The organism is Streptomyces shaanxiensis (genome assembly GCF_039537145.1).
GTDB lineage: Bacteria > Actinomycetota > Actinomycetes > Streptomycetales > Streptomycetaceae > Streptomyces > Streptomyces shaanxiensis.
Genome location: NZ_BAAAZY010000010.1, coordinates 956,941 through 969,263, shown reverse-complemented (window position 1 = coordinate 969,263; position 12,323 = coordinate 956,941). Strand labels below are relative to the sequence as shown.

Below are 12,323 nucleotides of genomic sequence, written 5' to 3'. Positions count from 1 at the left end.
GGCGGGCCGGCGCGCGCCGGGTGACGGGGTGCACGAGGTGACGGTCGGTCACCAGGTGACGGGCAGCTCCCGCAGGCTGTAGACGATGGCGCCGTCGCGGAAGCGCAGTTCCTGCGCGGGCTTGGCGAGCTTCAGCGTCGGAATGCGGGTGATCAGCGTGAGGACGGCCACCTGGAGTTCCACGCGCGAGAGGAACTTCGCGATGCAGCTGTGGATTCCGTGCCCGAAGGCCAGCGGGGTGCTGTCCTTGCGGGTGATGTCGAGCCGGTCGGCGTCGGCGTAGACGCTCTCGTCGCGGTCGGCCGAGGAGAGCAGGGCGATGACGCCCTCGCCCGCCCTGATCACCTGCCCGGCGATCTCCACGTCCTCCTTGGCGACCCGGCCCACCCCGCACTGCATGACGTTCTGGTGGCGCAGCAGTTCCTCCACGGCGCCGACCACCAGGTCGGGGTTCTCGCGCAGTTTCACCAGCTGGTCGGGGTGTTCGAGCAGCGCGAGCACGTTGAGCGCGATGGAGCTGGCGGTGGTGTCGTAGCCGGCCGACAGCAGCATCATGCCGATGACGACGACCTCTTCGTGTCTGATCTCACCGGTCTTGAGCTGGTTCTCGACCAGGAGCCCGAGCACGTCGTCGCTGGGCTCTCGCTCCTTGTGCATGACGAGCTTGGTGAGGTAGCCGAAGAGGGCGCCGGCGGCGGCGTTGCGGTGCGCCTGGCTGGAGGTGGTCTCGACGAGGGTGCCGATCCAGCGGCCGAAGGCCAGCCGGTCCTTGTAGGGGACGCCGAGCAGTTCGCACACGACGGTGAGCGGGATGGGCCGGGCGAAGGCCGACACCAGGTCGGCGGGCTGGGGCCCGGCGAGCAGCGCGTCGATGCGTTCGTCCACGAGCTTCTGCACGGCGGGCCGGATGCTCTCGGCCTTCTTCTTGGTGAACATGCTCATGATCATTCGCCGGTAGCGGGTGTGCTCCGGCGGGTCGACGGTGACGAACGCCCCGGGCTGCGGGTCGACCGGGAAGAGGTAGCGGGGGTAGCCGGGGTTCATCACCTCGGCGCTGAACCGCTGGTCGGCCAGCAGCGCACGTACGTCGGAGTAGCGGCTGACCAGCCAGGCGGTGTCGCCGGCGGGGGTCTCGACCCTGCAGACCGGGTCGTCCTCGCGCAGGCGCCCGTACTCGGGGGGCAGGTCCAGGGGGTGGTGCGGGTCGCGCGGGGACGGGAAGGGGCACGCCGCCGGCACGGAAGGCTTGTCGTTCATCGCAGCGGAGCTCCATCCTCCGCGCGGCGGCCGTCGGCGATCCGGAACCGGTTGATGGCGTCCAGGTGGCGGTCGCGCAGCGCGTGGTCGCGCACGCCGAGCCCTTCCGAGGGCGCCAGGCACAGCACGCCGACCTTGCCCTGGTGGGTGTTGCGGTGCACGTCGTACGCGGCCTGCCCGGTCTCCTCCAGCGGGTACACCGTGGACAGCGTCGGGTGGATCCGCCCCTGGGCGACCAGCCGGTTCGCCTCCCATGCCTCGCGGTACGTGGCGAAGTGGGTGCCGATGACGCGCTTGAGGTGCATCCACAGATAGCGGTTGTCGTACTGGTGGAGAAAGCCGCTGGTCGAGGCGCAGGTGACGATGGTGCCGCCGCGTCTGGCGACGTACACGCTGGCGCCGAAGGTCTCCCGGCCGGGGTGCTCGAACACGATGTCCGGGTCCTGGCCGCCGGTCAGTTCGCGGATCCGCGCGCCGAACCGCTTCCACTCCCTGGGGTCCTGGGTGTGCTCGTCGCTCCAGAACCGATACCCCTCGGCGGACCGGTCGATGATCAGCTCGGCGCCGGACCTGCGGACGACCTCCGCCTTCTGCGGCGAGGAGACCACGCACACCGGCGTCGCGCCGCCGTTGAGGGCGAGCTGGGTGGCGTAGGAGCCGAGCCCGCCGGAGGCGCCCCAGATCAGGACCGTGTCGCCCTGCTTCATGTTCGCGCCGTTGGCGGAGACGAGCTGCCGGTACGCGGTGGAGTTGACCAGGCCCGGCGCCGCCGCCTCCTCCCAGGTGAGGTGCTCCGGCTTGGGCATCAGCTGGTTGGCCTTGACCAGGGCGAGCTCGGCGAGGCCGCCGTAGTTGGTCTCGAAGCCCCAGATGCGCTGCTGCGGGTCGAGCATGGTGTCGCCGTGGCCGTCCGGGTGCTCCAGTTCGACGTCCAGGCAGTGCGCCACGACGCGGTCGCCGGGCTGCCATGCGGTGACGCCCGTTCCGACGCGGAGCACGACGCCGGCGAGGTCGGAGCCGAGCACATGGTGGGGCAGGTCGTGCTTGCCGCCGAGCCGCTTGAGGAAGGTGAAGGTGGGCAGCGGCTCGAAGATCGAGGACCACACCGTGTTGTAGTTGACGGACGAGGCCATCACCGCGATCAGCGCCTCGCCCGGCCCGACCTCGGGAGTCCGCACCTCGGCCAGGCGCAGCGACCGGCGCGGGTCCTTCTCCCCGGTCCGCAGTCCCTCGAACATGCCGACGTCCTCGCGGCGGACCACGACCCCCCGGTAGCTGTCGGGCACCGGCAGGGCTTCAAAATCCCGGGGCCCCGCGTCATCCGACTCGATGGCACTCAGGATCTCGCTCATCCGGGCACTCCTCACGACGGCCTCAGGGTCTGACACCACCGTAGGAGCGGGAACACTAGGGATTCTGCGAGTCCTTGGGCCGCGGAAGTCTAGTGATCCCCCACGCTCCCCGTGCGGTGTGCTGGTCGGGCAAACCGTGTCGCCCTGGACCTCAAGGGGAGTGCCGTGTGCTGATCGGATTCCTGAAAACCCATCTGCGGCCCTACCGCCGAGGGCTTGTGGCCCTGCTGGTGCTGCAACTGATCCAGACCGTGGCCACCCTGCTGCTGCCCACCCTGAACGCCGCCGTCATCGACCACGGCATCCTCACCGGCGACGTGGAGTACATCTTCACCATCGGTGCGGTGATGCTGGCCGTCGCCGTGGTGCAGATCGTCACCGCCGCCGGCGCCGTGGTGTTCGCCGCCCGGTGCGCGGCCGGCCTGGGCCGCGATCTGCGCCGCCGGGTCTTCCGGGCCGTGCTCGGCCTGTCGGCGCGCGAGGTGGGCGAGATCGGCACTCCCTCGCTCCTCACCCGCACCGTGAACGACGTCCAGCAGGTGCAGACCATCGTCCTGACGACGGCGGACGTGGCGGTGTCGGCGGTCATCATGTGCCTGGGCGGAGTCGTGCTGGCCGTCCTCCAGGACGTCGCGGTGTCCGTGGTCGTCGTCGCGCTCGTGGTGGCCGTGATCGCGAGCCTGACGGTGGTGCTGGGCCGGCTGAGCCCGTTCTACGCGCGCATGCAGAAGTCCATGGACCGCATCAACCACCTGCTGCGCGAGCGGATCAGCGGGGTGCGGGTGATCCGCGCGTTCGTCCGCGACGACCATGAGCGTGCCCGCTTCGACCGCGCGAACGACGAGCTGTTCGAGGTGTCGCTGCGGGTGGGGCGGATCATCGCGGCCATGCCGGTCGTGGTGATGATCGTGATGAACGTCCTGACCGTGGTGATCATCTGGGTCTCCGGGCGGCGGATCGACGCCGGCGACATGCAGCTGGGCGCCCTCACCGCGCTGCTCAGCTACGTCACGCTGATCATCGTCTCGATCATCATGGCGGTGATGGTGTTCACCGAGGGCTCGCGGGCCGCCGTCTCGGCCGGGCGCATCCAGGAGGTGCTGGACGCCCGCACCAGCGTGCCGGCGCCCGAGCGTCCGGTGCGGGAGCTTCCCGCCCCCGGCCACCTCGAACTGCGGGGCGCCACCTTCGGCCACCCCGGTGCGGAGAAGCCCGTCCTGCGCGACGTCGACCTCGTCGTCCGGCCCGGTCAGAAGGTCGCGATCCTCGGCAGCATCGGCAGCGGCAAGTCGACCCTCCTGAACCTGGTGCTGCGGCTGTACGACATCACCGCCGGCCACATCCGGGTGCACGGCGTCGACGTACGCGCCCTCGACCCGGCGGTGCTGTCGCAGACCGTCGGCCATGTGCCGCAGCAGCCGCACCTGTTCAGCGGCACCGTGGCCTCGAACCTGCGCTTCGGCCGCCCCGACGCCACGGACGCCGAACTGTGGCACGCGCTGGAGGTCGCCCAGGCACGGGAGTTCGTCGAGCGGATCGGGCTGGACGCGCCGGTGGCGCAGGGCGGTTCCAACCTCTCCGGCGGCCAGCGCCAGCGTCTGGCGATCGCCCGGACGCTGGTCCGACGCCCCGGCATCTACCTGCTGGACGACTGCTTCTCCGCGCTCGACCACGGCACCGAGGCTCGGCTGCGGGCCGCGCTGGCGACCGAACTCGCCGACGCGACGGTGCTCCTGGTGACGCAGCGGGTGGGCGCGGCCGAGGACGCCGACCACGTCCTGCTGCTGGACGACGGACACGTGGTCGGCTCCGGCACGCCCGCACAGCTGTCGCGGGACAACCCCACCTATCGGGAGATCGCGCTCTCCCAGCCCGTCCACCAGGAGATCCGATGACCGCCCCGACCCGCGAGGCGCCCCCGGCGGCCGTACCCGCACCCGCCGAGAAACACGAACCCGCCACCACCAGACGGCTCCTGGGCCTGCTGCGACCCTACCGGGCCAAGCTCGTCCCGATGGCCCTGCTCGGCACCGCCTCGATCGTGCTGAACCTGCTGGGCCCCAAACTGCTGGGCCACGCCACCGACCTCATCTTCGCCGGTCTCGTGGGCCGCTCGCTGCCCGCGAACGCGTCGGAGGAGCAGGTGCTGGAGCATCTGCGCGCCGACGGCAAGGACACGCTCGCCAACGTCATCAGCACCGTCGACGTCACCCCGGGCCAGGGCGTGGACCTGCGTGCGCTGGGCGTGGTGCTCGCGGTCATCGTCGCCCTGTACGTGGTGGGTTCGCTGTGCATGCTGGCGCAGGGGCGGCTCGCCGCCGCGGTGGTGCAGCACGCGGTGCACCGGCTGCGCGAGGACGTCGACGCCAAGCTCACCCGCCTGCCGGTGAGTTACTTCGACCGCAACCCGCGCGGAGAGGTGCTCAGCCGGGTCACCAACGACATCGACAATCTCCAGCGCACCCTGCAGCAGACCATCGGCCAGATGATCAACTCGGTCTTCTCGGTCGTCGGTGTGCTGGCCATCATGCTGGTGATCTCCGTCGAGCTGGCGCTGTTCGTGCTGCTCAGCGTGCCGGTGGTGCTGGCACTCGCGACCTGGATCAGCAAACGGGCGTGGCCGCGCGTGCAGCAGCAGTGGAAGAGCACCGGCGAGCTGAGCGCCCACGTCGAGGAGAGCTACAGCGGTCACTCCCTGGTCAAGGCGTTCGGCCGCCGGGAACTCGCCGAGGAGCGGTTCGACGAGCACAACGAGGCGCTCTACCACTCCGGTTACCGCGCCCAGGCGTTCTCCGGCCTCGTCGCTCCCACGACGCGCTTCGTGACCGACCTCAACTACGTGCTGGTGGCGGTGGTGGGCGCGCTGCGGGTGGCCTCGGGCGCGGTGACGATCGGCGACGTGCAGGCGTTCATCCAGTACTCGGGCATGTTCAGCCGCCCGATCATCGACGTGTCCAACTTCTCCGGCCAGCTCCAGTCCGGCATCGCCTCGGCCCGCCGCGTCTTCGAACTCCTCGACGAGCCCGAGCAGTCGCCCGCCCCGGCCTCCCCGAAGCGCCTGGCCTCGGTGCAGGGCAGGGTCGAGTTCTCGGACGTGTCGTTCCGGTACCTGCCCGACGAGCCGCTGATCGAGAACCTGTCGCTCGCGGCGGAGCCGGGCCAACTAGTGGCGATCGTCGGCCCCACCGGCGCCGGCAAGACGACCCTGGGCAACCTGCTGCTGCGCTTCTACGACCCCGACGCCGGCCGCATCCTCCTGGACGGCGTCGACACCACCGCCCTGACCCGCGCGGACCTGCGCTCGCGGATCGGCCTGGTGTCGCAGGACACCTGGCTGTTCCACGGCACCATCGCCGAGAACATCGCCTACGGCCGTCCGGGGGCCACCCGTGCGGAGGTCGTGGAGGCTGCCCGGGCCATGTGCGTGGACCGGTTCGTGCGCGCCCTGCCGGACGGCTACGACACCGTGCTGGACGACGACCACGGCGGCCTGAGCGCCGGTGAGCGGCAACTGATCACGCTGGCGCGGGCCTTCCTCGCGCAGCCGGCGATCCTGGTCCTGGACGAGGCCACCTCGTCGGTCGACACCCGCACCGAGGCGCTGATCCAGCAGGCCATGGTGTCCCTGCGGGCGGGTCGCACGAGCTTTGTGATCGCGCACCGCCTGTCCACCGTGCGGGGCGCCGACCTGATCGTTGTCATGGACCGCGGCAACGTGGTGGAGCGCGGCACGCACGCCGAACTCCTGGCCCGCGGCGGGTTCTACGCCAGGCTCCACTCCGCCTGAGCGGTAAGAGGGCAAGAACGAGCGGGGCGCGCACCGGGTGCGCGCCCCGCTCGGGGTCTGCGGTCGGTCCCGCGGGCTACCAGCCGGCGGCCGCCAGCAGATCGCCGTACTCGTGCTCGGTGGCGACGTGCTTGAGGTCGGCGTCCACCATCATCCGGATCAGCGACGTGAAGTCGACCTCGGGCTTCCAGCCCAGTTCCTGGCGGACCCGGGTGGTGTCCGCGCAGAGGATCTCCACCTCGGCGGGACGCACCAGCGCGGGGTCGATGTACACGTGGTCCTGCCAGTTGAGCCCGACATGCTCGAAGGCGAGGCTCATGGCCTCGCGCACCGAGTGCATCTCGCCGGTGCCGACGACGTAGTCGTCGGGCGTGTCCTGCTGCAGCATCAGGTGCATGGCCCGCACGTAGTCGCCGGCGAAGCCCCAGTCGCGCAGGGCGTCGATGTTGCCGAGCGGGAGCTTCTCCTGGAGGCCCAGCTTGATCCGGGCGACGCCCAGGGAGATCTTGCGGGTCACGAACTCCGCGCCGCGGCGCGGGGATTCGTGGTTGAAGAGGATGCCGCCGACGGCGTACATGCCGAACGACTCGCGGTAGTTGCGGGTGATGAAGTGGCCGTAAGCCTTGGCCACACCGTAGGGGCTGCGCGGGTGGAAGATGGTCGTCTCGCGCTGCGGGGTCTCCGCGGCCTTGCCGAACATCTCCGAGGACGACGCCTGGTAGAAGCGGATCTGCTTGCCGGTGGCGTGCCGCGAGGCGGACAGGCCGGAGACCTGGCGGATCGCCTCCAGCATGCGCAGCACGCCCATGGCGTTGACCTCGGTGACGAGTTCGGCCTGCTGCCACGACATCGGTACGAAGGAGATGGCGCCGAGGTTGTAGACCTCGTCCGGCTGGACGAGGTCCACCGCCGAGACCAGGGACGCCTGGTCCATCAGGTCGCCGTCGACGAAGGACAGTTCGGACATCAGCCGGGACACCCGCGACTTGCGCGGGTTGGCCTGTCCTCGCATCAGTCCCCACACCTGATAGCCCTGCTTGATCAGATGCTCTGCGAGGTACGAGCCGTCCTGCCCGGTGATGCCGGTGATGAGTGCACGCCTGGTCATCCGGTTTCCTCTCAGCACGCGGAAGGTCCGCGAGGGGACGGACCCGGAACTGGTGTCAAAGTAGAGCGCCGAGCACTAGGTGATTCGCCGGAAAGCAGGTCCATCACCGCTTTGCTGTGCTCGGCGAGGAAGAAGTGGCCGCCGGGGAACACCCGCAGCTGGAACGGGCCCGTGGTCCGTTCCTGCCAGTCGGCCGCCTCCTGGACGGTCGTCTTGGGGTCGGCGTCCCCGGTGAGCGCCGTGACCGGGCAGGTCAGCGGCGGTCCAGGCCGGTAGCGGTAGGTCTCGGCGGCGCGGTAGTCGCCGCGGATCGCGGGCAGCACCATGCGGACCAGTTCCTCGTCGTCGAAGACGCGCGAGTCCGTGCCGGCCAGCCGGCGCACCTCGGCGATCACTCCCGCGTCGTCGAGCCGGTGCACCTGCTCGTCATGGGAGTGCTGCGGCGCCCGGCGCCCGGACACGTAGAGGTGGGCCACCTCCGCCGACCCGGCCTGGAGCACCGTCGCGACCTCGAACGCCACGGAGGCGCCCATGCTGTGCCCGAACAGCACCAGCGGGCGGTCACGCAGCGGGGCGACCACCTCGGTGATGCGCCGGGCCAGGACGTGTACGTCGTCGATCAGGGGCTCGTTGTGGCGGTCCTGGCGGCCCGGGTACTGCACCACCAGCACCTCGGCGCGCGTGGCCAGCCCGGTGGCGAGCGGCCGGTACCAGCTGGCCGCACCGCCGGCGTGCGGAAAGCACACCACACGGGGTGCGGCACCTTGCGGCGCGTCGTGGAAACGGCGCAGCCAGAGATCGGTATCCGATAGGAGGGGCATGGTTCCGGATCCAACCAGCGTCCCACCTGAGAAAAGCCCTAGTCTGCCGACAGCCCCGCGCACCTCCTGTACCTCGTACCGAAAGGTCGTCGCTTTGCTGCCTGTTGGTCCTGACGATCACTCGCGGTGGAGCCGTCGTCGGTGGAGTTGTCCGTGCGCCGGCGGCGGACCGCGAGGAGGGTGCCTCCGCCGGCAGCGGGCCGCCTGCCGCAGCCCAGCTCCGGGCCCGATCCGCCCTGGATGCCCGAGTTCTACGGAGCGTAGTCAGCACCAAGTCAGCACGGGAGAGACGAACACGGGTGATGACGTGGGAGTTTAGTCAGCACCAAACCAGCACGGGAGTCAGCACGCCACCGTCAAATCACCCCCAACTACGCTTCCCGGACAGCACTAATCTCGCCCCTCTCCGAGCCTTTCAGCCGCCCCTCCACGAGCGGGCATGGCGGCCCCACGCATAACCACGCCCCGAACTATGGTGCCCCACCACATGTGCGCCTGACCTGCACGTTTCTACGGTGTGCCAACACGTACCCGTCCCCACCGCACACGAGGAAGTGGCGCACATGGCCTCCGGAACCACCGCTCCCCCACCAACCGCAAACCTCCGTCGCATCGTCGCCGCCAGCCTCATCGGCACCACCATCGAGTGGTACGACTTCTTCCTCTACGGCTCCGCCGCCGCCCTCGTCTTCAACAAGCTGTTCTTCCCGGACTCCGACCCGCTCGTCGGCACCCTCCTGTCGTTCCTCACGTATGCCGTCGGATTCGCCGCCCGACCCTTGGGCGCGCTCGTCTTCGGGCACTACGGTGACCGGCTCGGCCGCAAGAAGCTGCTGGTGCTGAGCCTGTTGCTGATGGGTGGGGCTACCTTCGCGATCGGGCTGCTGCCGACGCACGCCACCATCGGGACCGCCGCGCCCGTGCTGCTGACCGTGCTGCGGCTGGTGCAGGGCTTCGCGCTCGGCGGTGAATGGGGCGGAGCCGTGTTGCTCGTTTCCGAGCACGGGGACGCGCGGCGGCGCGGCTTCTGGGCCTCATGGCCGCAGACCGGCGCGCCCGCGGGGCAGCTCCTGGCGACCGGTGTGCTGTCCCTGCTGACGGCCGTGCTGTCGGACAGCGCCTTCAACACATGGGGCTGGCGGATCCCGTTCCTGCTCTCCGGTGTGCTGGTGATCGTCGGTCTGTGGATTCGTCTCTCTGTCGATGAATCGCCGGTCTTCCAGCAGGCGTTGGCGCAGGCCGCGGCCCGCAAGACGGCGGACAAGGCCGACGCCGAGCAGCTGCCACTGGTCTCGGTGCTGCGGCACCACTGGCGGGACGTCCTGGTGGCGATGGGTGCGCGCATGGCGGAGAACATCAGTTACTACGTCATCACCGCGTTCATCCTCGTCTACGCCACCACCTCGGCCGGCGTCTCCAAGCAGACCGCCCTCAACTCCGTGCTGATCGCCTCGGCGGTGCACTTCGCCGTCATCCCGGCCTGGGGTGCGCTGTCCGACCGCGTCGGCCGCCGTCCCGTCTATCTGCTGGGCGCTGTCGGAGTCGGGCTGTGGATGTTCCCGTTCTTCCGGCTCGTCGACACCGGCGGCTTCGGCAACCTGATCCTCGCCGTGACCGTGGGCCTCGTGCTGCACGGCGCCATGTACGCGCCGCAAGCCGCCTTCTTCTCAGAGATGTTCGCGACCCGGATGCGCTACTCCGGGGCCTCGATCGGCGCCCAGTTCGCCTCGGTCGCGGCGGGCGCTCCCGCGCCGCTGATCGCCACCGCGCTGCTGAACGACTACGGCAGCTCCACTCCGATCGCGCTGTACGTCATCGCCGCGGCCGTCCTGACGGTGATCGCGGTGGGCGTCGCCAAGGAGACCCGCTACCGGGATCTGTCCGACATCGAACCCACCGACGACGCCGAGCCCGCCACGGCTCGGGCGGCGGACGCGCGCACTGTCTGACCCCTGGCTGTCACCTCCAGAGCCCCTGCGACCGGCCCCCGTACGCCCGTGCGTGCGGGGGTCAGCGCTGTGCCGGTGCCGACAACCGGTGCAGCCGCAGGGCCAGTTGGATCTCCAGCGCGCGGGCGGGGCTCTGCCAGTCGTCGCCGAGGAGGCGGCCGACGCGCTCCAGGCGCTGGGCGACCGTGTTCACATGGACGTGCAGTTCGTCCTTGGTGCGGGCCGGGCTCATCCCGCAGGCGAAGTACGCGTCGAGGGTGCGCAGCAGGTCGGTGCCGCGCCGTTCGTCGTACGCGACGACCTGGCCGATCGTACGGCCGACGAAGCCCGCGATGTCCCGGTCGCCCGCCAGCAGCAGACCAAGGAACCCGAAGTCCTCGGCGGCGGCGCCGTCTCCGGAGCGGCCGAGCTTGCGCAGGGCGTCGAGGCAACGCAGGCCTTCGTCGTAGGCGGCGGCCACCGCGTCGGGGTGGGCGGCCAGATCCTCGACCGGAGCGGAGGCGCCGACCGTCACGGCCTCGTGGACGGCGGTGCCGAGGTGCCGGGCGGTGCGGCGGGCCAGGGCGGTGGCCGTGTCCCCGGCTTCGAGCGGCAGGAGCAGCACCGTGCCGCCGTCCCGGGCGGCGGCCAGACCGTGCCGGGTCGCGGCGAGGTGGGACGCGGCGGACCACAGGCGTCTACGGGCGGCCGCCTGTTGGTCGGCGTCGGCCGGGGCGGCGTCGAGGCGGGCGGCGAGGACGACATGGGTGGCATCGAGGTCGGCGTCCAGCCGCGTCGCGCGCTCTCGCAGCAGACGTGGGTCACGGTCGCGGGCGTCGAGCAGGTCGTCCAACAGCTCGCCCCGTACACGCTGTTCGGCCTCGGCGGCGGAGCGCCGGGCGAGGAGCAGCAGGGAGGTGACCATCGCGGCCCGCTCCAGTGTGCGCTGGTCGACGGGGTCGAGCCCAGGATGGCCGCGCAGCACCAGCGCGCCGAGCAGTTCGCCGCCCGCGGCCACTGCGGCGACCCAGTCGTCGTCGTGCCGTACGGCGTGGCCTTCCGCGCGGGAGACCTCCACTGCCCCGGCCGGTGCGGCGCCGGCGTCGGCGAACTCGACGGTGCCGTCGAGGACTTCGGAGACAGCGGCGGCGACGTCGTGCACCCCGCCGCCGCGCAGCACGAGTTCGGCGAGCCGGTCGTGGACGTCCGAGGCCCGTTCGATGACTCCGCTGCGGTCCCGGATGATCTCGTTGGCCTGCTCCAGGTCGGCGAGGGCCGAACGGGTCTCGGTGAGCAGGTTCGCGGTGTCGATGGCGGCCGCGGCGAGCGCGGCGAAGGAGCCGAGCAGCGCGATCTGCTCCCGCTCGAAGACCCGGGCACGCCGGTCCGCCGCGAAGAGGACCCCGATGACATGGTGTCCCAGCATCAGGGGCACCCCGAGGATGGCGACCAGCCCCTCGTCGCGCACGCCGGCGTCGATGGCGAGGGTGTGCTGGAAGCGGCCGTCCTTGAAGTAGTCGTCGGTGACATAGGGGCGGGCGGTCTGCGCGACGAGGCCACCGAGGCCCTCGCCCATACCGAGCCGCAACTGCTGGAACCGAGCGGCCACGGAGCCCTCGGTCACCCGCATATAGGTGTCACCCCTGGCCGGGTCGTTCAGGCTGAGATAGGCGACGTCCGTGCCGAGCAGCGACCGGGCGCGCTGCACGATCGCCTGCAGTACGGCGTCCAGATCCCGCAGGCCCGCCAGGTCGTGGGCCGTCTCGAAGAGCGCCGACAGCTCGGCCTCCCGCCTGCGCCGCCCCTCAAGCTCCGAGCGCACCCGCAGCGCGAGCACCTTCGCCTGTTCGAGGGCGACGATCCGCTCGGCCGGTCTGCCGTCGGCGCGGGCGAGCAGCACCGGTTGTTCGTAGGCGTCGGCGGACGCGCCCCGGGCCAGCAGTTCGAGGAACGGCGCCTCGACACTGCTGGGGGACGCCCCGGCAGGGGCGGAACGCTCGGCGGACTGCAGGTGATCGCGGGACATGCCCACAGGATTGCTCATCGCACCGCCAGCCCGTCAGCCCTGTG

Annotated in this window: 8 protein-coding genes; 3 read left to right on the top strand and 5 right to left on the bottom strand. The window is 70.7% G+C overall.

The window, feature by feature from the left end:
* Positions 1 to 48 precede the first annotated feature (48 nt).
* Both ABD932_RS18280 and ccrA read right to left on the bottom strand, forming a co-directional pair.
* Positions 49 to 1,257, bottom strand: a complete 1,209-nt coding sequence (locus tag ABD932_RS18280; RefSeq protein ID WP_345013934.1) for a cytochrome P450 — start codon at positions 1,255 to 1,257, stop codon at positions 49 to 51.
* Positions 1,254 to 2,609: a crotonyl-CoA carboxylase/reductase gene (gene ccrA, locus ABD932_RS18275; protein WP_345013932.1), complete on the bottom strand. Its 1,356-nt coding sequence runs from the start codon at positions 2,607 to 2,609 to the stop codon at positions 1,254 to 1,256. The genes ABD932_RS18280 and ccrA overlap by 4 nt, the downstream gene beginning before the upstream one ends.
* Positions 2,610 to 2,776: 167 nt before the next feature.
* Between ccrA and ABD932_RS18270 the strand changes: the two genes are divergently transcribed.
* Positions 2,777 to 4,504: an ABC transporter ATP-binding protein gene (locus ABD932_RS18270; protein WP_345013930.1), complete on the top strand. Its 1,728-nt coding sequence runs from the start codon at positions 2,777 to 2,779 to the stop codon at positions 4,502 to 4,504.
* On the top strand, positions 4,501 to 6,396 hold the full coding sequence (locus tag ABD932_RS18265) for an ABC transporter ATP-binding protein (protein WP_345013928.1): 1,896 nt from the start codon (positions 4,501 to 4,503) through the stop codon (positions 6,394 to 6,396). Before ABD932_RS18270 ends, ABD932_RS18265 begins: the two co-directional genes overlap by 4 nt.
* Before the next feature lie 76 nt (positions 6,397 to 6,472).
* Here the strand turns inward: ABD932_RS18265 and ABD932_RS18260 are convergent, their stop codons facing one another.
* Both ABD932_RS18260 and ABD932_RS18255 read right to left on the bottom strand, forming a co-directional pair.
* A complete protein-coding gene (locus tag ABD932_RS18260) occupies positions 6,473 to 7,504 on the bottom strand; it encodes a GDP-mannose 4,6-dehydratase (protein WP_345013926.1) in 1,032 nt (343 codons plus the stop codon).
* Between the two features lie 11 nt (positions 7,505 to 7,515).
* Positions 7,516 to 8,325, bottom strand: a complete 810-nt coding sequence (locus ABD932_RS18255; protein WP_345013924.1) for a thioesterase II family protein — start codon at positions 8,323 to 8,325, stop codon at positions 7,516 to 7,518.
* A 563-nt stretch (positions 8,326 to 8,888) separates the two neighbouring features.
* Here ABD932_RS18255 and ABD932_RS18250 point away from each other — a divergent pair.
* Positions 8,889 to 10,274, top strand: coding sequence for an MFS transporter (locus ABD932_RS18250; RefSeq protein WP_345013922.1), 1,386 nt, complete (start codon positions 8,889 to 8,891; stop codon positions 10,272 to 10,274).
* A 61-nt stretch (positions 10,275 to 10,335) separates the two neighbouring features.
* On the opposite strand, the gene ABD932_RS18245 is transcribed toward ABD932_RS18250, so the two are convergent.
* A complete protein-coding gene (locus ABD932_RS18245; RefSeq protein ID WP_345013920.1) occupies positions 10,336 to 12,279 on the bottom strand; it encodes a helix-turn-helix domain-containing protein in 1,944 nt (647 codons plus the stop codon).
* Between the last annotated feature and the right edge of the window lie 44 nt (positions 12,280 to 12,323).